Annotated in this window: 27 protein-coding genes; 5 read left to right on the top strand and 22 right to left on the bottom strand. The window is 72.0% G+C overall.

The window, feature by feature from the left end:
* Nucleotides 1-96: 96 nt before the first annotated feature.
* The 9 genes from trpA to hisI form a co-directional block, all read right to left on the bottom strand.
* On the bottom strand, nucleotides 97-921 hold the full coding sequence (trpA, locus tag OG841_RS34460) for a tryptophan synthase subunit alpha (protein ID WP_365118419.1): 825 nt from the start codon (nucleotides 919-921) through the stop codon (nucleotides 97-99).
* The gene (gene trpB / locus OG841_RS34455; RefSeq protein WP_326669394.1) at nucleotides 918-2204 is read right to left on the bottom strand and encodes a tryptophan synthase subunit beta; all 1287 of its coding nucleotides are present in this window, start codon (nucleotides 2202-2204) and stop codon (nucleotides 918-920) included. The genes trpA and trpB overlap by 4 nt, the downstream gene beginning before the upstream one ends.
* Nucleotides 2205-2319: 115 nt before the next feature.
* Nucleotides 2320-2505, bottom strand: coding sequence for a tryptophan biosynthesis modulator TrpM (gene trpM / locus OG841_RS34450; RefSeq protein ID WP_368082243.1), 186 nt, complete (start codon nucleotides 2503-2505; stop codon nucleotides 2320-2322).
* Between the two features lie 21 nt (nucleotides 2506-2526).
* Nucleotides 2527-3336: an indole-3-glycerol phosphate synthase TrpC gene (gene trpC, locus OG841_RS34445; protein ID WP_057618470.1), complete on the bottom strand. Its 810-nt coding sequence runs from the start codon at nucleotides 3334-3336 to the stop codon at nucleotides 2527-2529.
* A 138-nt stretch (nucleotides 3337-3474) separates the two neighbouring features.
* Nucleotides 3475-3903 (bottom strand): DUF2752 domain-containing protein, encoded by a 429-nt coding sequence (locus OG841_RS34440; protein WP_371568024.1) that lies wholly within the window; start codon nucleotides 3901-3903, stop codon nucleotides 3475-3477.
* An 84-nt stretch (nucleotides 3904-3987) separates the two neighbouring features.
* Nucleotides 3988-4239 (bottom strand): HGxxPAAW family protein, encoded by a 252-nt coding sequence (locus tag OG841_RS34435; RefSeq protein WP_057618472.1) that lies wholly within the window; start codon nucleotides 4237-4239, stop codon nucleotides 3988-3990.
* A gap of 106 nt (nucleotides 4240-4345) precedes the next feature.
* Nucleotides 4346-4987 carry a TIGR02234 family membrane protein gene (locus tag OG841_RS34430; protein ID WP_328637826.1) on the bottom strand — a complete coding sequence of 214 codons (642 nt, stop codon included), beginning with the start codon at nucleotides 4985-4987 and terminating at the stop codon, nucleotides 4346-4348.
* Nucleotides 4988-5058: 71 nt separating this feature from the next.
* Nucleotides 5059-6537 carry an anthranilate synthase component I gene (locus tag OG841_RS34425; RefSeq protein WP_328637827.1) on the bottom strand — a complete coding sequence of 493 codons (1479 nt, stop codon included), beginning with the start codon at nucleotides 6535-6537 and terminating at the stop codon, nucleotides 5059-5061.
* 11 nt (nucleotides 6538-6548) lie between these two features.
* Nucleotides 6549-6944 carry a phosphoribosyl-AMP cyclohydrolase gene (gene hisI, locus OG841_RS34420; RefSeq protein WP_062038026.1) on the bottom strand — a complete coding sequence of 132 codons (396 nt, stop codon included), beginning with the start codon at nucleotides 6942-6944 and terminating at the stop codon, nucleotides 6549-6551.
* Nucleotides 6945-7027: 83 nt separating this feature from the next.
* Here hisI and OG841_RS34415 point away from each other — a divergent pair, with 83 nt between their 5' ends.
* Nucleotides 7028-7663, top strand: a complete 636-nt coding sequence (locus OG841_RS34415) for a TIGR03085 family metal-binding protein (protein WP_328637828.1) — start codon at nucleotides 7028-7030, stop codon at nucleotides 7661-7663.
* Between the two features lie 2 nt (nucleotides 7664-7665).
* Here the strand turns inward: OG841_RS34415 and OG841_RS34410 are convergent, their stop codons facing one another.
* The 10 genes from OG841_RS34410 to hisD form a co-directional block, all read right to left on the bottom strand.
* Nucleotides 7666-9333 carry an MFS transporter gene (locus OG841_RS34410; RefSeq protein ID WP_371570904.1) on the bottom strand — a complete coding sequence of 556 codons (1668 nt, stop codon included), beginning with the start codon at nucleotides 9331-9333 and terminating at the stop codon, nucleotides 7666-7668.
* 110 nt (nucleotides 9334-9443) lie between these two features.
* Nucleotides 9444-10031, bottom strand: a complete 588-nt coding sequence (locus OG841_RS34405) for an ArsR/SmtB family transcription factor (protein ID WP_311713976.1) — start codon at nucleotides 10029-10031, stop codon at nucleotides 9444-9446.
* A gap of 120 nt (nucleotides 10032-10151) precedes the next feature.
* Entirely contained in the window at nucleotides 10152-10907 is a 756-nt protein-coding gene (gene hisF / locus OG841_RS34400; RefSeq protein ID WP_328637830.1) for an imidazole glycerol phosphate synthase subunit HisF, read from the bottom strand.
* A complete protein-coding gene (locus tag OG841_RS34395; RefSeq protein WP_328637831.1) occupies nucleotides 10904-11299 on the bottom strand; it encodes a RidA family protein in 396 nt (131 codons plus the stop codon). The genes hisF and OG841_RS34395 overlap by 4 nt, the downstream gene beginning before the upstream one ends.
* On the bottom strand, nucleotides 11296-12021 hold the full coding sequence (gene priA, locus OG841_RS34390; RefSeq protein ID WP_328637832.1) for a bifunctional 1-(5-phosphoribosyl)-5-((5-phosphoribosylamino)methylideneamino)imidazole-4-carboxamide isomerase/phosphoribosylanthranilate isomerase PriA: 726 nt from the start codon (nucleotides 12019-12021) through the stop codon (nucleotides 11296-11298). Before priA ends, OG841_RS34395 begins: the two co-directional genes overlap by 4 nt.
* A complete protein-coding gene (hisH, locus tag OG841_RS34385) occupies nucleotides 12018-12659 on the bottom strand; it encodes an imidazole glycerol phosphate synthase subunit HisH (RefSeq protein WP_371568017.1) in 642 nt (213 codons plus the stop codon). The genes priA and hisH overlap by 4 nt, the downstream gene beginning before the upstream one ends.
* The gene (locus OG841_RS34380; protein ID WP_057618481.1) at nucleotides 12656-12820 is read right to left on the bottom strand and encodes a hypothetical protein; all 165 of its coding nucleotides are present in this window, start codon (nucleotides 12818-12820) and stop codon (nucleotides 12656-12658) included. Before OG841_RS34380 ends, hisH begins: the two co-directional genes overlap by 4 nt.
* Nucleotides 12817-13410 carry an imidazoleglycerol-phosphate dehydratase HisB gene (gene hisB, locus OG841_RS34375; RefSeq protein ID WP_007381383.1) on the bottom strand — a complete coding sequence of 198 codons (594 nt, stop codon included), beginning with the start codon at nucleotides 13408-13410 and terminating at the stop codon, nucleotides 12817-12819. The genes OG841_RS34380 and hisB overlap by 4 nt, the downstream gene beginning before the upstream one ends.
* Nucleotides 13407-14555 carry a histidinol-phosphate transaminase gene (locus OG841_RS34370; RefSeq protein WP_328637834.1) on the bottom strand — a complete coding sequence of 383 codons (1149 nt, stop codon included), beginning with the start codon at nucleotides 14553-14555 and terminating at the stop codon, nucleotides 13407-13409. The genes hisB and OG841_RS34370 overlap by 4 nt, the downstream gene beginning before the upstream one ends.
* Complete coding sequence (hisD, locus tag OG841_RS34365) at nucleotides 14552-15877, bottom strand: histidinol dehydrogenase (RefSeq protein ID WP_328637835.1); 1326 nt, start codon at nucleotides 15875-15877, stop codon at nucleotides 14552-14554. The genes OG841_RS34370 and hisD overlap by 4 nt, the downstream gene beginning before the upstream one ends.
* A 157-nt stretch (nucleotides 15878-16034) precedes the next feature.
* On the opposite strand from hisD, the gene OG841_RS34360 reads away from it, so the two are divergent.
* The 4 genes from OG841_RS34360 (at nucleotide 16035) to ybaK (ending at nucleotide 20018) form a co-directional block, all read left to right on the top strand.
* The gene (locus tag OG841_RS34360) at nucleotides 16035-17612 is read left to right on the top strand and encodes an oxidoreductase (RefSeq protein WP_328637836.1); all 1578 of its coding nucleotides are present in this window, start codon (nucleotides 16035-16037) and stop codon (nucleotides 17610-17612) included.
* A 121-nt stretch (nucleotides 17613-17733) separates the two neighbouring features.
* Nucleotides 17734-18747, top strand: a complete 1014-nt coding sequence (locus OG841_RS34355; RefSeq protein ID WP_371568015.1) for a hypothetical protein — start codon at nucleotides 17734-17736, stop codon at nucleotides 18745-18747.
* Nucleotides 18748-18758: 11 nt separating this feature from the next.
* A complete protein-coding gene (locus OG841_RS34350; RefSeq protein ID WP_328637838.1) occupies nucleotides 18759-19499 on the top strand; it encodes an LON peptidase substrate-binding domain-containing protein in 741 nt (246 codons plus the stop codon).
* 15 nt (nucleotides 19500-19514) lie between these two features.
* On the top strand, nucleotides 19515-20018 hold the full coding sequence (gene ybaK / locus OG841_RS34345) for a Cys-tRNA(Pro) deacylase (protein WP_371568012.1): 504 nt from the start codon (nucleotides 19515-19517) through the stop codon (nucleotides 20016-20018).
* A 151-nt stretch (nucleotides 20019-20169) separates the two neighbouring features.
* On the opposite strand, the gene OG841_RS34340 is transcribed toward ybaK, so the two are convergent.
* From OG841_RS34340 to OG841_RS34330, 3 genes are all read right to left on the bottom strand, one after another.
* Complete coding sequence (locus tag OG841_RS34340) at nucleotides 20170-20847, bottom strand: AAA family ATPase (protein WP_328637840.1); 678 nt, start codon at nucleotides 20845-20847, stop codon at nucleotides 20170-20172.
* Nucleotides 20848-20881: 34 nt separating this feature from the next.
* On the bottom strand, nucleotides 20882-21706 hold the full coding sequence (locus OG841_RS34335; protein ID WP_328637841.1) for an ABC transporter permease: 825 nt from the start codon (nucleotides 21704-21706) through the stop codon (nucleotides 20882-20884).
* Between the two features lie 73 nt (nucleotides 21707-21779).
* Complete coding sequence (locus tag OG841_RS34330; RefSeq protein WP_371570902.1) at nucleotides 21780-22754, bottom strand: ABC transporter ATP-binding protein; 975 nt, start codon at nucleotides 22752-22754, stop codon at nucleotides 21780-21782.
* Nucleotides 22755-22766 lie beyond the last annotated feature (12 nt).

The following is a 22766-nucleotide window of genomic DNA, read 5'->3' as shown; positions in this document are numbered from 1 at the left end:
GAACGAACCGGGGAGGCGCACCGCGCCTCCCCGGCCCCAGGACCACCCCTTCGAGTGACCGAATATCTCACTGCGCCATGACGGGCCGCGGCAGGGTCACGCCTGTCGGCGCACGCCCTTCGCCAGCTCGCCCGCGAGTGCGCGGACGCCCTCCACCCCGGCCTTGTCGTCCGCGGCGTCGAGCATCCGCTTCACGAAGGCCGAGCCGACGATCACGCCGTCGGCGAAGCCGGCCACCTCGGCGGCCTGCGCGGCGTTGGAGACGCCGAGCCCGACGCAGACCGGCAGGTCGGCACCGGCACCGGCGACCCGGGTCCGTTCGACCAGGTCCTGGGCCTGCGCCCCGACCGACTCACGGGTGCCCGTGACGCCCATCAGCGAGGCGGCGTAGACGAATCCGCTGCCGGCCGCGGTGATCTCGGCGAGCCGCGCGTCCTTGCTGCTGGGCGCGACCACGAAGACCGTGGCGAGCGCGTGCTTCTGCGCGTGCTCCCTCCACAGCGCCGACTCCTGCACCGGCAGGTCGGGCAGGATGCAGCCCGCGCCGCCCGCCTCGGCGAGCTCGGCCGTGAAGCGCTCGACGCCGTAACGGTCGATGGGGTTCCAGTACGTCATCACGAGCACCGGTTTCCCGGTGGCCTCGTAGGTCTCCTTGACCGTGCGCATGACGTCCGCGATCTTGACGCCGCCGCGCAGGGCGATGTCGTCGGCGGTCTGGATGACGGGGCCGTCGAGGACGGGGTCGCTGTGCGGCAGACCCACCTCGACGACGTCGGCACCGCCGTCGAACGCGGCCTTGATCGCCTCGATCCCGCCGTCCACGGTCGGGAACCCGGCCGGGAGGTAGGCGACGAGCGCGGCACGGCCCTCGGCCTTGGCACCGGCGAGGGTGTCGGACAGCAGCTGAATGTTCCCGCTCACTTGGCGTCCCCCTCGATCTCGGCGGTGTCGGCGTCCTGGTCGGCGGCGACCTGGGCGTCGGTGTCGTACAGGTCGAAGTAGCGGGCGGCCGTGTCCATGTCCTTGTCGCCGCGGCCGGACAGGTTGACGACGATCAGTCCGTCCTTGCCGAGCTCCTTGCCGACCTCCAGGGCACCGGCCAGCGCGTGGGCGCTCTCGATGGCCGGGATGATGCCCTCGGTGCGCGAGAGCAGGCGCAGGGCCTGCATCGCCGCGTCGTCGGTGACCGCGCGGTACTCGCCGCGGCCGCTGTCCTTGAGGTAGGAGTGCTCGGGGCCGATGCCCGGGTAGTCCAGACCGGCCGAGATGGAGTACGGCTCGGTGATCTGGCCCTCCTCGTCCTGGAGGACGTAGGAACGGGAACCGTGCAGGATGCCGGGCTCACCCGCGGTGAGGGTCGCCGCGTGTTCACCGGTCTCCACACCGTGCCCGGCGGGCTCGCACCCGATGAGGCGTACGCCGGTGTCCGGGATGAAGGCGTGGAACAGACCGATGGCGTTCGAACCGCCGCCGACGCAGGCGATGGCCGCGTCGGGGAGACGGCCGGCGCGCTCCAGGAGCTGGCGGCGGGCCTCGACGCCGATCACTCGGTGGAAGTCGCGGACCATGGCCGGGAAGGGGTGGGGTCCGGCGACCGTGCCGAACAGGTAGTGCGTGTGGTCGACGTTGGCGACCCAGTCGCGGAAGGCCTCGTTGATCGCGTCCTTGAGCGTGCGGCTGCCGGACTTCACGGCGATGACCTCGGCGCCGAGCATGCGCATCCGGGCCACGTTGAGGGCCTGGCGCTGGGTGTCGATCTCGCCCATGTAGATGGTGCATTCGAGACCGAAGAGCGCGCAGGCGGTGGCCGTGGCGACGCCGTGCTGACCGGCACCCGTCTCCGCGATCACCCGGGTCTTGCCCATGCGCCGGGTGAGCAGGGCCTGGCCGAGGACGTTGTTGATCTTGTGGGAGCCGGTGTGGTTGAGGTCTTCCCGCTTCAGGAAGATCCGGGCGCCGCCCGCCTCCGCGGCGAAACGGGGGACCTCGGTGAGCGAACTCGGGCGGCCGGTGTAGTTGACCAGCAGGTCGTCCAGCTCACGGGCGAACTCGGGGTCGTGCTTGGCCTTGTCGTACTCGACGGCGACCTCGTCCACGGCGGCGACGAGGGCCTCCGGGATGAACTTGCCGCCGAACGCGCCGAAGTAGCCTTCGGCGCTGGGGATCTGACCCTCGGGGTCGGGGATGAAGAACTCGCTGGGCATGGCAATACCTCACGGTGAGTGCGTGGAAAAGACACCATTCGCCGTGGGGGCGGAGACAGTCGGTCGGCCGCGGGACCGTTGTGGCCGGTCGCGCCCGCGCGGCGGTAGCCGCTGATCAATACAGCCCCGCGCCCCTGACGGGGCGCTGCCATCGCATGCCGTTCACCTGGCCGGGTTCGTCTCCGATGACGTATCGCACCCGACGACCGTGCACCCTGCGTGCGGGCGCGCGGCAACCACGGGGGCGGCAGCCGCGCGCGAGGCGGGCGTACCTGTCCGTGGTTGTCGTCGTGAGCGTCATCGGGGCAAGCCTAGCGAAAGATCAGCCGCGCCCGTGCCGGAGAGCCGGATGCTCGCCCGCCGCCACCAGGTCGGAGACCGCCGTCTTGGGGTCCTTGCCGGTGACCAGGGACTCGCCCACCAGGACCGCGTCGGCGCCGGCGTTGGCGTAGGCGATCAGGTCGTGCGGGCCGCGGACGCCGGACTCGGCGATCTTGACGAGGTGGGCGGGGATCTCGGGAGCGACGCGCTCGAAGGTGCCGCGGTCGACCTCGAGGGTCTTGAGGTTACGCGCGTTGACGCCGATGATCTTCGCGCCGGCGTCCACCGCGCGCTCGACCTCGTCCTCGTCGTGGACCTCGACGAGCGGGGTGAGTCCGATGGACTCGGCGCGCTCGATGAGGGACTCCAGGGCGGGCTGCTCCAGGGCCGCGACGATGAGCAGCACGAGGTCGGCGCCGTAGGCCCGGGCCTCCCAGAGCTGGTACGACGTGACGATGAAGTCCTTGCGCAGGACCGGGATGTCCACGCGCGCGCGGACGGCCTCCAGGTCGGCCAGCGAGCCGCCGAAGCGGCGCTGTTCGGTGAGGACGGAGATGACGGCCGCGCCGCCCGCCTCGTAGTCCGCGGCCAGGCCCGCCGGGTCGGCGATCGCGGCCAGCGCGCCCTTGGAGGGGCTGGAGCGCTTGACCTCGCAGATGACCTTGACGCCGTCGCCGCGCAGGGCGGCCACGCCGTCCTTGGCCGCGGGAGCCTTCGCCGCGCGCTCCTTGAGCTCGTCGAGGCTGACGCGCGCCTGCCGTTCCGCGAGGTCGGCACGGACTCCGTCGATGATCTCGTCGAGCACACTCACGCGAGCGGCCCCCTTCCAGACGGTCGGCAGTTCCGGCGACTGATGAAAACAAGTGGTCACTGCGATGGTATCCGCAGGAGGGCGTAGGCCTCGCATCCGGTTGACGCCGGTCCCACTACCTGGACGTTCATCAGTTGATCAAGGATGAAGCCAGCCACCGAACGGCAGGTTCCGGACAACCGTGAAGACCAGCAGCAATGTGCCCAGTGTCCACAGGTGCACCGGTCCGAGACCGAGCCGCAGCGGTCGGCCGCGCGCCGCGCGGACCACCCAGACGGTCCACAGCACGGCGAAGCCCAGATAGCCCACAACGGCCATCGCGTTGTCCTGGAGGGCGGCCGGGAAGTCACCGTGGATGAACGCGTGCGCGCTGCGCAGACCGCCGCAGCCGGGACAGTAGAGGCCGGTGATCAGGTAGAGCGGACAGACGGGATAGTGGCCGGGCTGGTTGGGGTCCACGGTCCCCACGTACGCGAAGGCCCCGGCGACGACCGCCAGGATTCCGCCCGGGACGGCGAGCCCGGTGAGTCGGGGTGCGCGCTGGGTGTCGGCGTTCACGCCTCGCATTGTGCCCTGTTAAGGCCCCGCGCGCGCGTGAGGGGCGGCCCCGGCGCTCCCGCCCGGCCGCCCCTCCACGAGGTTCTCCGCGTGTCAGCTCTTGGCCTCGGCCGTCTCACGCTGCTGCGAGGTGACGAGTGCCTTGTGGGCGTCCTTGGGCATGCCCATCCCCATCGCGCTCATGATCCAGCCGACGACACCACCGATGACCACGATCGCCATACCGGCCCAGAAGCCCGCCGGCTGGGCCATCACCATGAAGGCGCCCGCGACGCAGAAACCGATGAAGGCGATCGTGACACCGGTCCAGGCGGCCGGGGTGTGACCGTGGCTGCTGCCCGCCATTGCTTGCTCCTAGGTGCTGAAGTACGTGTCTGAGCCCGACGCTCGAAGTCATTGTCCCGCACGCGAGGGCACGAAGTGATCCGGGGTCGCGCTTCGCGGGCGACCGCTACGCCCCCGTGGGATCCTCTCCCCGGTCCAGGGCCTTCCAGATGTCCTCGGGCCGGTCGGGATCCACAACGGCCGCCTTACGACGCACCCGAGGCGCCCCGTCCCGCTCGTACCGCCCGGACATCGCGGGCCACGACCGCCCGTAGCGCAGCGCCAGCAACCCGGCGAGCAGGATCAGCGCACCGCCCACCACCGCGACGTACGGCCAGGCGGTGTGGGAGAGAGCGGCGACCGTCGCCGAGGTGTCGCCGGAGGCCTGGGCCGCCTGCTCGTCCAGGGCGGACGCGTCACTCGCCCCGAACAGCGCCGCGGCGACGATCCCCGCGCCGGAGAGCGCGAGCAGCGCGGCGACCAGGAGCCGCCCGGCCTTGCGGACGGCGAAGACGGCGACGAGCGCGGCGAGGCCCACTATGGCCAGGGCGGCGGGGACGCCCGTGACGTCACTGCCCTTGGCGGTCAGGGGAAAGGCGCCGCCTGCCACGGTCGCGGTGCCCTCGGACCACCGCTGACGGGTGGCCAGCAGCGCCACGGCGGCGCCGAGCGCGCCGCACAGCAGAGCGACGGCGAGACTCAGACGTCCGGCCCTGGCGGGTCCGGCGGCTTCGGAACGGGGGTGAGGTACAGCAGTCACGTACCCCACTATCACCCGAACCCCGGGCGAACGGGCACCCGGGGCTCCGTGAGAAGCGCCCCATTCCTCGGTGAAGACCCCTACTTGCCGAGCCGGTTCGCCGTGTGGACCGCCCGCAGGACGGCCGCCGCCTTGTTGCGGCACTCCGTGTCCTCGGCGACCGGGTCGGAGTCGGCGACGATGCCGGCGCCGGCCTGGACGTAGGCCGTGCCGCCGCGGAGGAGGGCCGTACGGATCGCGATCGCGGTGTCGGAGTCGCCGGCGAAGTCGAGGTAGCCGACGCAGCCGCCGTACAACCCGCGCCGGGACGGCTCGAGTTCGTCGATGATCTGCATCGCGCGGGGCTTGGGGGCGCCGGAGAGGGTGCCCGCGGGGAAGCAGGCGGTCAGGACGTCGAAGGCGGTGCGGCCCTGCGCGACCTTGCCGGTGACCGTCGAGACGATGTGCATCACGTGGGAGTACCGCTCGACGGACATGAAGTCGACGACTTCCACGGAGCCCGGCTCGCAGACGCGCCCCAGGTCGTTGCGGCCGAGGTCCACCAGCATCAGGTGCTCGGCGCGCTCCTTGGGGTCGGCGAGCAGCTCGTCGGCGAGGGCCTGGTCCTCCTGCGGGGTCGCCCCGCGCCACCGGGTGCCGGCGATGGGGTGCACCATGGCGTGCCCGTCCTCGACCTTGACCAGGGCCTCGGGGGACGAGCCCACGACGTCGAAGCCGTCGAAGCGGAACAGGTACATGTACGGGGACGGATTCGTGGCCCTCAGGACGCGGTAGACGTCCAACGCGCTTGCCGTGCACGGCGTCTCGAAGCGCTGGGAGGGGACGACCTGGAAGGCCTCCCCGGCCCGGATGCGCTCCTTGATGTCCTCGACGGCCTCCTGGAAGTCGGGGCCGCCCCAGAGCGCGGTGTACTCGGGCAGCTCGGAGGGCGGCAGGACCGCCGGGGGCTGGGCCACCGCGCGGGACAGGTCCGCCTCCATGGCGTCCAGGCGGGCCACCGCGTCGGCGTGGGCCTCGTCCACGCCGGTGTCGAGGTCGTTGTGGTTGATCGCGTTGGCGATCAGCAGGACCGAGCCCTCCCAGTGGTCCATGACGGCGAGGTCGCTGGTCAGGAGCATGGTCAGCTCGGGGAGCTTCAGGTCGTCGCGGTCGCCGGGGCCGATCTTCTCCAGGCGGCGGACGATGTCGTAGCCGAGATAGCCGACCATGCCGCCGGTGAAGGGCGGCAGTCCCTCCTGGTGCGGGGTGTGCAGGGTCTCGATGGTGGCGCGCAGGGCGGCGAGCGGGTCGCCGTCGACGGGGACGCCGACCGGCGGGGTACCGAGCCAGTGGGCCTGGCCGTCGCGTGCCGTCAGGGTCGCGGCCGAGCGCACGCCCACGAAGGAGTAGCGGGACCACGAGCGGCCGTTCTCCGCGGACTCCAGCAGGAAGGTGCCGGGGCGCTCGGCGGCGAGCTTGCGGTAGAGGGCGACCGGGGTGTCGCCGTCGGCCAGGAGCTTGCGCGTGACGGGGATGACACGGCGGTCGGTGGCCAGCTTGCGGAAGGTCTCGAGGTCCATGGCGGCTGACCTTACTGATCCGAGGCGGCGGCACCGGAATCAACGCCGTCCTTGAGGAGCACGTCCGCGTCGAAGCAGGTGCGCGCACCGGTGTGGCAGGCGGCACCGACCTGGTCGACCTTGACCAGCACGGTGTCGGCGTCGCAGTCCAGGGCGACGGACTTGACCCACTGGAAGTGGCCGGAGGTGTCGCCCTTGACCCAGTACTCCCGGCGGCTGCGCGACCAGTAGGTGCAGCGGCCGGTGGTCAGCGTGCGGTGCAGCGCCTCGTCGTCCATCCAGCCGAGCATGAGCACCTCACCGGTGTCGTACTGCTGGGCGATCGCGGGGACGAGCCCGTCGGCGCTGCGCTTGAGGCGCGCGGCGATCTCCGGGGCCAGGGTGCTGGGCTGGGGCGTGCTGGTCATGATGGCCATTGTGCCGCGCGCCACCGACAAGCCAGGCGCCGTGTCCACTGGGCGGACCCGTCGGGCGGCCGTAGGCTGACTGCATGTCGACTTTCGCCAAGCGTGAACGACTTCTCCTCGCCGACCTGTTGGAGGCCGAGGGCCCGGACGCCCCCACTCTCTGCGAGGGCTGGCTCACCCGCGATCTCGCGGCGCACGTGGTGGTGCGCGAGCGCCGTCCCGACGCCGCCGGCGGCCTGCTGATCAAGCAGCTCGCGTCCCGCCTGGACCGGGTGATGACCGAGTTCTCCGAGAAGCCCTACGAAGAGCTGATCCAGCTCATTCGTACGGGCCCACCGCGCTTCTCGCCGTTCCAGCTCAAGCAGGTCGAGGAACTGTCGAACACGGTCGAGTTCTACGTCCACACCGAGGACGTCCGCCGGGCCCGCCCCGACTGGGCGCCGCGCGAGCTGGACTCCGTCTTCCAGGACGCCCTGTGGTCCCGTCTGGAGCGCACCGCCCGGCTGATGGGCCGCGGCGTCCCCACCGGCCTGGTACTGCGGCGCCCGGACGGCCAGACGGCGGTCGCCCACCGCGGCACACCGGTCGTCACGGTGACCGGTGAGCCGTCGGAGCTGCTGCTGTTCCTGTACGGCCGGCAGAGCGCGGCCAAGGTGGAGCTGGACGGCGACAAGGAGGCGATCGCCAGGCTGCACGAGGCGAAGGAGCTCGGGATCTGAGGTCACGTCGGGAGCTCGGCGCGGCGCAGGTTCCGCGCGCACAGCGCGACCAGCCCGCCGAGCCCGCACACCACCGCGCTGACCACGAAGACCGGTCCGGTGCCCCAGGCGCCGATGGCGGCGGCCGACAGGGGCATGCTCAGCGGTGCGAATCCGAGACTGACCAGTGAGGCGACGGCGGTGACGCGGCCCAGGTAGGCGGGATCGGCCTGGGTCTGCAACAGGGCGCCGCACAGGGCGCCGCTGAGTCCGGCGAGCAGTCCGATCAGCAGGGCGACCCCGACGGCGGCGAGGACCCCGGGCACGAAGGCCAGGGCACCGATCGCGACCGCCCCGCCGAGACAGGCGTACACCATCACGTGCCCGGCGTGCGGCACGCGGCCGCGTACGGCGAGCAGCAGGGAGGCGGCCCCGGCGCCGACCCCGAACCCGGCGAGCACCCAGCCCATCCCGGAGGCACCCCAGCCACGCTCGTCGGCGAGCAGGGTGAGCCCGACGTTGAGCGGTCCGACGAACCCGAGGTCACCGAGGGCGATGGCCAGCATCAGCGGGGCGAGGACGCGGTGACGGCGGATGTAGCGCAGCCCGACGACCAGGTCCTGCCAGGCGGCACCACCAGGACCGAGGGCGCCTCCCCCGGCCTCCCCGACCACCCGCTCACCGCTGTCGGCCACCGCGCCCACACGACCGCCTCGACGGCCCACCCGCCTGCCGCCCTCACCAGCCACCTGATTGCGGCCCGCCGCACCACCACGACGGACCACCCGCCCGCTGCCCTCACCCATCACCCGGCCGCCGGCCGCCGCACCCGTCCCACCCCCACGACCAACCACCCGCCCCCGGACCACCCGTCCACCGCCCCCACCAACCACCCGGCCGCGGCCCGCCCCACCACCACGGACCCCCTGACCGCCGCCCTCACCAACCACCCGGCCGCCGCCCGCCGCACCTGCCCCACGACCACGACCGACCACCCGCCCCCGGACCACCCGTCCACCGTCCCCACCAACCCGCTCGCCGCCACCCGCCGTCCCCGCGTCCGCACCGCCCGATCCTCCTGCGCCCCCGCACCCCGCGCCGGAGACCCCCGTGCCTTCGGCTCCGTCGACCGCTCCGTCGGCCGCCCCGGCTCCCTCCCGGGTCGCGGCGCCGGCAGGCAGCTCCCGCAGCCGTACCGATATCAGCAGCGGCACCGACACCGCGATCAGCAACCCCGCGAAGGTGAATGCCGCCGCCGCACCTCCGACCGCCACCGCGAGTCCGCCCAGCGGTCCACCGACCACGCTCGCGAAGCGGATGCCGAGGCCCCGCATGCCCTGCACGCGCGCGAGTTGCCCGCGGCTCGTCACGCGCGCGGGGAGGGCTCCCACAGCCGGCAGGAACACCGCGTCGACGGTGCCGAAGACGAGCGCGAGCAGGGCCAGCGGCCACAGGCCCGGCCCGGTGAGGAAGAGCAGCCCCGCCACCGCGAGCACGGCCGCGCAGCGGACCGTGTCACTGATGATGACGACTCTGCGTGGCCCGAACCGGTCGGCGATCACTCCTCCGCCCAGCATGAGTACGGCGCGCGGCACCGCGCTGACCGCCATCACGACGCCCGCCTGCGAGGGCGTACCGGTCTGGACGGCCGCCCAGGACAGGGCGATGTAGTAGACGCTGTCGCCGATCATCGACGCGGTGTAGCCGCCGAGCCAGCGCAGGACGTTGCCGTCACGGTGGGCAGGGGTGTCGACGGTGTCGGTCGGGGTGGTGAGCGTGGCGGTCACTGAAGGGAGCCCTCTCAGACGCGGAACGGGAATCCGTACATGTGCAGCGCGACGTTCTCGCGCCCCTCGGTGTCGCCCGCGGCTTCGGCGGCCCGGCCCTTCTCGTCGTACTTCCTGGCAAGCGCGAGCAACTCCTCGCGCAGCTCGTCCAGTTCGGCCGAGGTCAGCCGCAGCAGGGACTCGCTGTCCGGGGCGGCGGCGTTCCATTCGGCGCTCCAGGTCGGCCGCTCGTCGAGGTAGCGGCGGTACATGTCGGCGCGCTGCTCGTGGAAGAGCCGCGTGGCCGCCAGATGCGCGGCCGCCCGCTCCGGCGCATCCCGGAAGTCCCGGTCCCGGATGCTCACACCCTGGGAGGAGGGCTGCCACCAGCGCTCCCGGCCGTCCCCGCTCTGCGGTTCCGCCTCCTCGATCAGCCCGTGCTCGGCCAGCTTGCGCAGGTGGTAGCTGACCAGCGACACGGCCTCGTCGACCTGGTCGGCGAGGTGGGAGGCGGTGGCGACCCGGGACACGCACAACCCCCGGTAGAGCTGCATCCGCAGCGGGTGGGCGAGGGCCTTGAGCGTGCCGAGGTCGGTGATCGGGCGGTTCTGCTCGCGTGACATGCCCTCACCGTAGATACAAAAGAAAACTTGCACAATATATTTTGCGCAACTTCCCTTTCCTGTCTATCCAGGAGAAAGCCCCGGCCGCCTCGACGACCGGGGCTCAGACGGAGAAAGGGGTCACCGCACCGGGTGCCCCGCCGCCCGCAGCGTCTCCTTCACCTCGCCGATCCGCAGATCACCGAAGTGGAACACCGAGGCCGCCAGCACCGCGTCCGCGCCCGCCCCGATCGCCGGCGGGAAGTGGTCGAGTCTGCCCGCACCGCCGGAGGCGATCAGCGGCACCGTCACGTGCTTGCGAACGGCCTCGATCATCTCCAGGTCGTAGCCGTCCTTGGTGCCGTCCGCGTCCATCGAGTTGAGCAGGATCTCGCCGGCGCCCAGCTCGGCCGCCCGGTGCGCCCACTCCACGGCGTCGATGCCGGTACCGCGACGACCGCCGTGGGTGGTGACCTCGAAGGTCCCCTCAGCGGTGCGTCGCGCGTCCACCGACAGCATCAGCACCTGCCGGCCGAACCGCTCGGCGATCTCCTTGATCAGCTCGGGGCGCGCGATGGCCGCGGTGTTCACCCCGACCTTGTCCGCTCCCGCCCGCAGCAGCTTGTCCACGTCCTCGGCCGTGCGGACACCGCCGCCGACCGTCAGCGGGATGAACACCTGCTCGGCGGTGCGGCGCACCACGTCGTACGTCGTCTCACGGTTGCCCGACGAGGCGGTGATGTCCAGGAACGTCAGCTCGTCGGCGCCCTCGGCGTCGTACACCTTGGCCATCTCGACGGGGTCGCCCGCGTCGCGCAGGTTCTGGAAGTTGACGCCCTTGACGACCCGGCCGTTGTCCACGTCCAGGCAGGGGATGACTCGTACGGCCAACGTCATGAGGACACTCCTCGGAACGCCTCCACCTCGACCTCGACGACCAGACTCGGGTCCACGAAACCGGAGACGATGATCATGGACGCGGCGGGCCGGACGGCGTCGAACAGCTCCTTGTGAGCCCGTCCGACCTCCTCCACGTCCCGGGCGTGGGTGATGTACAGGCGCGTCCGCACGACGTCCTCGCGGCCGAGCCCCAGCTGCCCCAGCGCCGCGAACGCGACGTCGAAGGCGTTGACCGTCTGCTCGTACGGGTCGCCCGCGACGATCTCGCCGTCCACCACCGAGGTGCAGCCGGAGACCAGCACCAGGCCGTTCGGCAGTTCCACCGCGCGGGAGTACCCGAAGGTCTCCTCCCAGGGCCCGCCGGTCGTGACACGTCGTACGTCGCTCACTTGGCCACCGCCTCCAAGGCCTCTTCCAGGGTGAACGCCTTCGCGTACAGCGCCTTCCCGACGATGGAGCCCTCGACACCGAGGGGCACCAGCTCGGCGATGGCCCGCAGGTCGTCCAGCGAGGACACGCCGCCGGAAGCCACCACCGGGCGGTCGGTCGCCGCGCACACGGTGCGCAGCAGCTCCAGGTTCGGGCCCTGGAGCGTGCCGTCCTTGGCGATGTCGGTGACGACATACCGCGCGCAGCCCTCGGAGTTGAGCCGCTCCAGCGTCTCGTAGAGGTCACCGCCGTCGCGGGTCCAGCCGCGGCCCTTCAACGTCGTACCGCGGACGTCCAGACCCACCGCGATCCTGTCGCCGTGCTCGGCGATGACCTTGGCGACCCACTCCGGGCTCTCCAGGGCGGCGGTGCCGAGATTCACCCGGGTGCAGCCGGTGGCGAGGGCGGCCGCCAGCGAGGCGTCGTCCCGGATGCCGCCGGACAGTTCCACCTTGATGTCCATCGCCTCGGTGACCTGCCGGACCAGCTCACGGTTGTCGCCGGTGCCGAACGCCGCGTCCAGGTCGACCAGGTGCAGCCACTCCGCGCCCGCCCGCTGCCAGGACAGGGCGGCCTCCAGGGGGGAGCCGTACGACGTCTCGGTCCCGGACTCGCCGTGCACGAGGCGGACGGCCTGGCCGTCGCGGACGTCGACGGCGGGAAGGAGTTCGAGCTTGCTCACAGTGTTCCGATCCAGTTGGTGAGGAGCTGGGCACCGGCGTCGCCGGACTTCTCGGGGTGGAACTGCGTGGCCCACAGCGCGCCGTTCTCCACGGCGGCCACGAAGGGCTTGCCATGCGTCGACCAGGTGACCTTGGGGGCCGTCATCGCCGTGTTGTGCGTCTCCAGCGACCAGTCGTGGACGGCGTAGGAGTGCACGAAGTAGAAGCGGGCGTCGGCGTCCAGGCCCGCGAACAGCTGGGAGCCGGCCGCCGCGTCGACGGTGTTCCAGCCCATGTGGGGCACGATGTCGGCCTTCAGCGGCTCGACCGAGCCGGGCCACTCGTCGAGGCCCTCGGTCTGCACCCCGTGCTCGATGCCGCGCGCGAAGAGGATCTGCATCCCGACGCAGATGCCCATGACCGGGCGCCCGCCGGACAGCCGGCGGTCGATGATCCAGTCGCCGCGGGCCTCGTGCAGGCCCTTCATGCAGGCGGCGAAGGCGCCGACGCCCGGCACCAGCAGACCGTCGGCGTTCATGGCCGTGTCGTAGTCACGCGTTATCTCGACGTCGGCTCCCGCGCGCGCGAGGGCGCGCTCGGCGGACCTCACGTTCCCGAAGCCGTAGTCGAAGACGACCACTCGCTTGGATGCGCTCAATTCCACACCTCCAGCCTCACGACGCCCGCGACCAGACACATCGCGGCGCCGATGGAGAGCAGCACGATCAGGCTCTTCGGCATGTCCTGCTTGACGAAGGAGTAGATGCCGCCGGCCAGGAAGAGGCCGACGACGATCAGGAGGGTCGAGAGGCCGGTCACAGCGCGCCCTTCGTGGAGGGGAGGATGCCGGCCGCGCGCGGGTCGCGCTCGCTGGCGTACCTGAGGGCCCGGGCCAGCGCCTTGAACTGGCACTCCACGATGTGGTGGGCGTTGCGCCCGTACGGCACGTGCACGTGCAGCGCGATCTGCGCCTGGGCGACGAAGGACTCCAGGATGTGCCGGGTCATCGTGGTGTCGTACTCGCCGATCATCGGCGCCATGTTCTCGGGCTCGGTGTGCACGAGGTAGGGGCGGCCGGACAGGTCGACGGTCACCTGGGCGAGGGACTCGTCCAGCGGGACCGTGCAGTTGCCGAAGCGGTAGATGCCCACCTTGTCGCCGAGCGCCTGCTTGAAGGCGGCGCCGAGCGCGAGGGCGGTGTCCTCGATGGTGTGGTGGGAGTCGATGTGCAGGTCGCCCTCGGTCTTCACGGTGAGGTCGAACAGACCGTGCCGGCCGAGCTGGTCGAGCATGTGGTCGTAGAAGCCGACGCCCGTCGACACCTCGACCTTCCCGGACCCGTCGAGATCGATCTCGACCAGGACCGAGGTCTCCTTGGTGACGCGTTCCACACGTCCTACGCGGCTCATGTGCTCTGCTCCTTCGGGGGTGTGGGGGTGTCCCCCACAAGACACTGCAACTCACGTACCGCGTCGAGGAACGCGTCGTTCTCCTCCGGGGTTCCGGCGCTGACCCGCAGCCATCCCGGGATGCCGTTGTCCCGGACCAGGACACCCCGGTCGAGGATCTTCTGCCAGGCCGCGTGCGAGCCCCCGGGGCCGTCGAACCGTCCGAACTGCACGAAGTTCGCGTCCGACTCCACGACCTCGAAGCCGATCGCGCGCAGCTCGCTCACCAGCCGGTCCCGCTCGTCCTTCAGCTGCTCGACGTACTTCAGCAGGGTGTCGGTGTGCTCCAGGGCGGCCAGCGCGGTCGCCTGCGTGACGGCCGACAGGTGGTAGGGCAGCCGTACGAGCTGTACGGCGTCCACGACCGCCGGGTGCGCGGCGAGGTAGCCGAGGCGCAGGCCCGCGGCCCCGAACGCCTTCGACATCGTCCGCGAGACGACGAGATTCGGCCGTCCTTCGAGCAGCGGCAGCAGCGAGTCGCCGTGGCTGAACTCGATGTAGGCCTCGTCGACCACGACCATGGAGGGCTTCGCCGCCTGCGCGGCCTCGTACAGCGCGAGGACCGTCTCGGGCGGGACCGCGTTTCCCGTGGGGTTGTTGGGGGTCGTGATGAACACGACGTCCGGCTTGTTCTCGGCGACGGCCTGCTCGGCGGCGGCGAGGTCGATCGTGAAGTCCGCGCCCCGGGGACCGGAGATCCAGCCCGTGCCGGTGCCGCGCGCGATGAGGGCGTGCATCGAGTACGACGGCTCGAAACCGATCGCGGTACGGCCCGGTCCGCCGAAGGTCTGCAGCAACTGCTGGATGACCTCGTTGGAGCCGTTCGCCGCCCAGACGTTGGCGAGGCGGACCTCGTGCCCCGAGGTGTCGGTGAGGTACTTGGCGAGCTGGGTGCGCAGCTCGACCGCGTCGCGGTCCGGGTAGCGGTTGAGATCGCGGGCGGCCTCACGGACCCGCTCGGCGATGCGCTCGACCAGCGGCTCGGGCAGCGGGTAGGGGTTCTCGTTGGTGTTCAGCCGTACGGGGACGTCCAACTGGGGCGCGCCGTAGGGGGACTTGCCGCGCAGCTCGTCCCGTACGGGAAGATCGTCGATTCCGAAGTTCACTTGCTCGTCGGCACCTTCCACCCGAACCGGGCCTTGATCGCCGCCCCGTGGGCGGGCAGGTCCTCCGCCTCCGCCAGCGTCACCACGTGGTGCGCCACGTCCGCGAGCGCGTCCTTCGTGTAGTCGACGATGTGGATGCCCCTGAGGAAGGACTGCACGGACAGTCCGGAGGAGTGGCAGGCACACCCGCCGGTCGGGAGCACGTGGTTGGACCCGGCGCAGTAGTCGCCGAGCGAGACCGGCGCCCAGGGTCCGATGAAGATCGCGCCCGCGTTGCGGACCCGGTCGGCGACCGCGGCGGCGTCGGCCGTCTGGATCTCCAGGTGCTCGGCGCCGTACGCGTCGACCACCCTGAGGCCCTCGTCGATGCCGTCGACGAGGACGATCGCGGACTGGCGCCCCGTGAGGGCCGGACGGATCCGCTCCTCGACATGCTTGCTGGCCGCGACCTGCGGCTCCAGCTCCTTCTCGACCGCGTCTGCCAGCGTCACGGAGTCCGTGACGAGCACGGACGCGGCGAGCGGGTCGTGCTCGGCCTGGCTGATCAGGTCGGAGGCCACGTGCACCGGGTCGGCGGTGTCGTCCGCGAGGATCGCGATCTCGGTCGGGCCGGCCTCGGTGTCGATGCCGATCTTGCCCGCGAAGTAGCGCTTGGCGGCAGCGACCCAGATGTTGCCGGGGCCCATGACCATCGGCGCGGGAGCGCAGGACTCGGTGCCGTACGCGAACATCGCGACGGCGGTCGCGCCACCGGCCGCGTAGACCTCGTCGACGCCGAGCAGCGCGCAGGCGGCCAGGATCGTCGGGTGCGGCAGACCGCCGAAATCGGCCTGGGCCGGCGAGGCGAGAGCGATCGACTCGACGCCAGCCTCCTGCGCGGGGACCACGTTCATGACCACGGTCGACGGATACACGGCCCGCCCGCCGGGCGCGTACAGCCCGACCCGGTCCACCGGCACCCACTTCTCGGTGACGGAACCGCCGGGCACGACCTGGGTCGTGTGCGTCGTACGGCGCTGCTCGCGGTGGACGAGCCGGGCGCGGCGGATGGACTCCTCCAGGGCCGCGCGCACGGCGGGGTCGAGCTCTTCGAGCGCTTTGTCCAGAGCGGCGGCCGGCACCCGTACCGACGCCAGGCGGACCCCGTCGAACTTCTCCGCGAAGTCGATCAGCGCCGCGTCGCCCCGATGATGGACGGCCTCGCAGATCGGACGCACCTTCTCCAGGGCGGCCTGAACGTCGAAGTCGGCTCGGGGCAGCAGGTCGCGCAGGGCGGGGCCCTCGGGGAGGGCGTCGCCGCGCAGATCGATTCGGGAGATCACGTGGTCAATTCTCTCAGACCCTCCTCAGGGCCCGTTCGCGCATTCCAATGGCTGATACGCAACCCGGAAGATCGCCCTCACGTCTAGCGTTCAGTGGGTTACTCAGCGGGCATGAACAGTTGTACGAATCACAAGTGACCGAGGGGCTGGAAGAACCGTGAGCGAGGGGGCCGGGATCCGGGACGGAGACCTGCCGGACGATCTGACCGCCGCCGAGGCCGGTATGTGGCAGGCCTTCCGCAACGGCACCGTGTACGACCTGACCAGCGGCGACACCGTCGTCGACGACCCGCACGGCGGGCACCCCTGGGGTCCCGAGCGCACGGTACGCGCGCGTATCGTCTGCTGGCTGCTCCTGGACGGTCCGCCCGCGCTCGCCGGCCGGGTCCCCTCCCTGAAGCTCACCGGCGTGCAGATCAGCGGCACCCTGGACCTCGCCGGCGGCACGGTCGAGCCGTACCTGGAGATGAAGGGCTGCCGCTTCGAGCGGGAGATCCTGCTGCCGGAGGCCCGCTTCACCACCGCGCGGTTCGTGAACTGCTCGGTGCCCCGCCTGGAGGCCGCCAGGGTGCACACGGAGGGCGATCTGCATCTGCCGCGCTGCCGTTTCCACAACGGCGTGCGACTGACCGACGCGCACATCGGCACGGATCTGCTGATGAACCAGGCGATCGTCTACCGCGACCGCAGCGGCCGTTCGCTCGCCGCCGACGGCATGACCGTGGGCCAGGACCTGCAGGCCGAGCTCCTGGAGTCGCACGGCGAGCTGAGCCTGCGCAGCGCCACCATCGGCGTCTCGCTGAGCCTGCGTGGCGCCCGGCTGAACAACCCGTACACCCGGCTCGCGCTGAACGCCCCCCAGCTGACCGTCGAGCGCACGCTGTACCTGACCCCGGCGGGCGTCGGGGCCTCCATGCTGAGCGGGGCGACGCCCGCGCGCGGGACGCGGATCCAGCGCTTCGAGTGCGTGGGCGGCGTGCGGCTGGACGACGGGCGGTTCGGGGACGCGGTCGACCTGGAGCGGGCCCGCTTCACCTTCACGGAGGAGCAGGAGCTGTCGCTGCGCCGGGTACAGGCCCCGGAGCTGCGCTTCCTGGGTGAGAGGCCGCAGCGCGGCAAGGTGGTCCTCTCGGGAGCGCGGGTCGGCAACCTCGTGGACCGGGCGAGCGCCTGGCCGGGGCCGGGCAACCTCCACATGGGCGGCTTCGTCTACGAGAGCCTCGTCCCGCACGGTCCCTTCCCGCTGGCCGAGCGGCTGGAGTGGGTGGCGGCCGCGACCGCCGAGTACAACCCGGAGCCGTACGAGAGGCTCGCGGCCGTACTGCGGGCCGGCGGCGAGGACGAGGACGCGCGCGAGGTGCTGCTCGCCAAGCAGCGCCGCCGCCGCGAGAGCCTGCCGCTGGCCGCCAAGCTGTGGGGATACGTGCAGGACTGGACGGTCGCCTACGGGTACCGGCCCGGCCGGGCCGCCGTATGGATGGCGGTGCTGTGGGCGGCGGGCTCCATGGCGTTCGCACACGCGAGCCATCCGCCGCTCAAGGGCGGCGACCATCCGGTCTGGAATCCCGCCCTCTTCGCCCTCGACCTGCTGCTCCCGGTGATCGACCTGGGACAGGTCGGCTTCTGGCAGTTGCGGGGCGGCTGGCAATGGCTGGCGGCCGCGATGGTCCTCCTCGGCTGGATCCTGGCGACCACCGTGGCGGCCGGGGCCACGAGGCTGTTGCGGCGAAATTAGGGAGGTCCGTGGTGCGGAAGGTGAACGAAGGTCACGTCTTTGCCGCGCCTTGACCGTCCGCCGTACAACTTTCCACGAGTTGCACGTGCGCACTGGCGCGAGGCTGAGCCGCGGACTTTCAATGGTCGACACCATGGCTCTGCTGCCCCCCTTCATCCGCGCGTCACGGATCCCCCCATACCACCTCGCCGGCGGACTGCCCGCCGACGACGAGGTACTGCTCGACGTGCCCGACGACCGGCTCGGGCCTGCGCTGGTCGCGGCCGGACAGGGCGGGTACGGGCGCGCGGCCGAGCTGCTCGCCGCGACTCGCGAGAGCGACGCCTGGGAACTGCGCGACCGGTACGTCCGGCGGCTCTCCGCCTTCGCCCGCTCGCGCCCCGAGTGGTACGACACCTGGCGCGCCGAGGCCCCGTACGACCCGGACCAGCTGCTGCTGGGCGCCCAGCTCGCGGTGGACCGCGTCTGGGACTCACCGGCCCGGACGGAGCTGCTGCGCGAGGTGAGCCCGCTGATCACGGCCGCGGCGCGCGGCGAGGACCGCGACCCGGTGCCGTGGCGTATCGCGCTGGACCACGCGCGCGGCTCGCAGGCGGGGCACACCTATTTCGGGGAGTTGTGGGAGGCGGCCCTCAGGCGCGCCCCGCTCCACTACGGCTGCCATGTCGCCGCTCTGCGCTACCTGGCGACCTCCTGGCGCGGCTCGTACCGCGAGTGTTTCGACTTCGCCGACCGGGCCGCGCAGGACGCCCCGCCCGGCTCTCTCATCCAGGCGCTGCCCGCGCGGGCGGCCCTCGCCTGTCTGACCGAGGGCGGTGGCACCGCGGTGGCGCGCGAGCGGCTGGACGCAGCGGCGGACCGGGCGATCGAGCTGTCCGCCACGTTCGCGGCGGCCGACCTCTGGCCGGCCGAGGTCCGCAACAAGCTGGTGTACGTCCTGGTGCGCCTCGGCCGCTGGACGGACGCTCTGGAGCAGCTGCGCATGATCGGCCCGTACGCGACCTCGTTCCCGTGGGGCCGGGAGTCCGAGGACCCGCTGGGGCGCTTCCTGGAGGTCCGCGAGGAGGTCCGGCGGCACGCCCTGATCCATCCACGGAGTGGGCACGGGGGACGTGTCCGCTCCGGAGGCCATTAGGCTTTGGCGCCGTGACCACCGTGCGGCTCCCGCTCTTCCCCCTGAACTCGGTACTGTTCCCGGGGCTCGTGCTTCCTCTCAACGTCTTCGAGGAGCGCTATCGCGCCATGATGCGCGAACTGCTGAAGACCCCCGAGGAGGAACCGCGCCGGTTCGCCGTCGTGGCGATCCGCGACGGCCACGAGGTGGCGCCCAGCGCGCCCGGCCTGCCGGACCAGACGGCCGTGCCCGAGCGCGGCCCCGCGGCCGGCTTCGGCGACGACCCCGTCAAGGCGTTCCACGCGGTGGGCTGCGTGGCGGACGCGGCGACGGTACGGGAGCGGGCGGACGGCACGTTCGAGGTCCTGGCGACGGGCACGACCCGGGTTCGCCTGCTGTCCGTCGACGCGTCGGGCCCGTATCTGACGGCCGAACTGGAGGAGCTGCCGGAGGAGGCGGGCGAGGAGTCCGGTCCCTTGGCGGAAGGGGTCCTGCGGGCCTTCCTCCAGTACCAGAAGCGCCTGGCGGGGGCCAGGGAACGCACCCTGTCGTCCGGCACGGAGCTCCCCGACGAACCGTCCGTGGTGTCGTACCTGGTGGCGGCGGCGATGATGTTGGACACCCCCACGAAGCAGCGGCTGCTCCAGGCCCCCGACACCGCGTCCCGGCTCCGGGACGAACTGAAACTCCTGCGCGCGGAGACGGCGATCATCCGTAATCTTCCGTCGTTGCCGGCGTCGGAACTGACGCTCGGCCCGACGAGTCTGAACTGAGGCCGGAGCCGCCAGATGCCGAAGAAGCCGAAGAGGCAACAGCAGTCGGGAGGCACCCCCGCGACGGTGGCCCTGACCGCGGCAGGCGTGCCCTTCACCGTGCACGCCTACGACCACGACCCTTCCCACCCCTCCTACGGCGAGGAGGCGGCCGAGGCGATGGGTGTCTCCCCCGACCGCGTCTTCAAGACGCTGGTGGCGGACGTGGACGGGGCCCTCACGGTGGCGGTGGTCCCGGTGGCGGGCTCACTGGACCTGAAGGCCCTGGCGACGGCGGCGGGCGGCAAACGGGCGGCGATGGCGGACCCGGTCCTCGCCGAACGTACGAGTGGCTACGTCCGCGGCGGCATCTCTCCCCTGGGCCAGCGCAAAACGCTCCCCACGGTCCTCGACGCCTCCGCCGCCACCCACGACACGATCTGTGTCTCGGCCGGCCGCCGGGGCCTGGAGGTGGAACTGGCGCCGACCGACCTGGCCCGTCTCACGAAAGCGGTCGTGGCGCCCATCGCCCGCGCGTGACCCCTCGACGGACCCTCTTCCTCGGTTAAGCAGAAGGGGCATGTCGAAGAAAACACGGAAACGCAAATGGCGCACCAAGAAGGGCCGCTCGAACCACGGCAGGCGGCCGGCGTAGGGCCGCGACGGGACGTCACGGCTCGATCCCGGCGCCCTACTGCGTGGGCGTTCCGTACCCGTCCCTGGGAACCGTCTCCCCATATATGGGCTCCGGATCCCGGGGCCCGAACAACGCCGTCAGCCCCAGATGCACGACCAGCCCGGCAAGCGACCAGGCCAGCAACGCCCCCTTCGCGCCCAGCTTCAGCGGCGCGGAGAACGTGACGCCCTTGCCCACAGCCTTCGCATGGGCGAGCACATCCGAGGACGGCCCGAGCCACGTCCCCACCCGCCACGCGAGCAAGGATCCCAGCACCCCACCGACGGCCAGCCCCACCACCAACGGCACCCCGCCCCGCCGCCGCCAGAGGAACACCACGAGCGCGCTCACCAAGCCGAAGGCCAGCGCCAGCAGGGTGAACGTCCCGTCCACCCCCACCGCCTGCTCCCCCTCGGTGTCCTTGAGATAGACGACCCAGCTGCCCTGCTCGTCCACATCCCCGACCAGCGGAACATGCGGTGCCAGCCACCACCACAGCACCCCGAGCAGCGCCCCGACGACCGCCACGGCGACCGTGACGACCACGGCCTCCAGCAGCTCGGTCTTCATGCCGGGCCCGTCCTGCCCGTACCGGGCTTCGGCGGGAGCCGCGTACCGGGCATCAGGGGCGTGCCACGCATCGTGCGGGGACGGTTCGTGGGGCGGCGGAGGAGGAGTCAACGGTGCGGTCACCCTGACATCGTGCCAGGCCCGCCTGTGCGGCGCGTCACCGGACGGCCGCCCGGCGATACGCCCAGGTGGCGACGGCCAGCGAGACCACGCCCACGCACCCGCACACGGCGAGGTCACCGAGCACGAAGGCCCAGTCGGGATGCGGTCCGAAGGTACGTGCGAACGCCTCGACGCCGTAGGTCGAAGGCAGCAGGTCCCGCGTGAACCGCACCGCCTCGGGCATCCGCTCGGCGGGCAGCACCCCGAGCAGCAGCGCGGCGGACATGCCGAGCTGCCCCAGCAGGGTGGCCAGTTCCGGCCGGGGCGCGAGCAGCCCGAGCGCGGCGCCCAGCCCCGCCAGGGCCGCGCCGGCCAGCGGAATCACCGCCACGAGCACCCACAGATGGGCCAGCGGAAGCCCGAACAGCACGCACCCGAACACGGCGGTCACCACGGTCCCGGGCACGGTGAAGGAGGCGTACGCCCCCGCGGCGCCGAGCACCACGGCGGCCGGCGGCACCGGCAGCGTGGCGTAGTGATCCAGCCCGCCGCTCGCCCGCAGCTGGCCGAAGTACTGCGCGAGCAGATTGAGCGCGACGAAGGCGACGACCAGCACGGACGCCCCGGCGACCACGGACCGGGCCTCGCCCCCGCCGTCCACGACCCCCCGCATCAGGACCATGATGCCGATCGACTGGAAGGTCGCCACGAACAGCAGCGGGATGCGCGCGACCCGCGCGCGGGACAGCTGCGCCCGGTAGACGGCCGCCAGCGACGGCCAGAGCCGCGCGCGCGGCCCGAGCTCGGCGGCCGCACCCCGGCCCGTCTCCTCGACGGCCGGAGCGCCGCCCGGCAGAACCTCGGCGGGTACGACACTCACGTGGCTCTGCTCCTCTTCGCTCCGGCGGTCGCCCTGTGACGTACGGATACGGCCGGCCGCGTACTCGACGTGCTCAAGCCTTCACCAGCCCCTGTCGCGCGGCCCCGCCCAGCGCGAGGTACACGTCCTCCAGGCTGGGTGTGGCGAGCGTGAAGTCGTCCAGCGCGGCGAACGCGGCCCCGCCGGTGACGGTGGCCACGACCGCGCGGGCCTCCTCTGGGGCGAGCCGCAGCGTCCAGCGGCGCCCGGAGGCCACGGCACGGTCCTGGAGCGCGGCGACCTCGGGCACGTGCAGCGGGGCCGCCTCGCGCCACACGAGGTCGACGCGGACCTCGCCCGCGACCTGTTCCTTGAGGCCGGTGGGTGTGTCGCAGGCGATCACCCGGCCCTGGTCGAGGACGGCGACCCGGTCCAGGACGGTCTCCGCCTCGATGACGTTGTGGGTGACGAGCAGCACCGTCGTGCCCCGCTCGGCCCGCCGCCGGTCCACGGCGGACCACACCGCGCGCCGCGCCACGGGGTCCATCGCGGTGGTCGGCTCGTCGAGCACGAGCAGCGGCCGCTCCCCCACGAGCGCCGACGCGAAGCACGCGAGCCGCCGCTGCCCGCCGGACAGCCTCCTCAGCGGCCGCCCGGCGATCGGCGTGAGCCCCAGCTCCTCGAGTACGGCGTCCCGCTCGGCCCGCGCCCGCCGTGCCTCCAGGCCGCGCAGCCGCCCGGTGGTCTCGGCGGCGAGCGAGACGGTGAGCTCGTCGAGGGCGGTGGACTCCTGGCCGAGGTAGGCGAGGATCCGCGAGGCCCGGTCCGGGTGGCGCACGATGTCGTGCCCGAGGATCTCGACGCTGCCGCGGTCGGGCCGCATCAGGCCGGTCAGCTGCCGTACGAGCGTGGTCTTCCCGGCGCCGTTCGGCCCGAGCAGCCCGAAGATCTCACCGCGCCGGATGTTCAGCGCCACGTCGTCGGTGGCCCGCACCTCGGGTGTCCCCGGGGCCCCGCGCCGCCCGCGCACCGCGGGATAGGTCTTGGTCAGCCCGCGCACCGCACACACGACATCACCACC

The organism is Streptomyces canus (assembly GCF_041435015.1).
GTDB classification, from domain to species: domain Bacteria; phylum Actinomycetota; class Actinomycetes; order Streptomycetales; family Streptomycetaceae; genus Streptomyces; species Streptomyces canus_G.
Note: the sequence above shows the minus strand (reverse complement) of the source record. Positions and strands in the feature narration are given on the sequence as shown.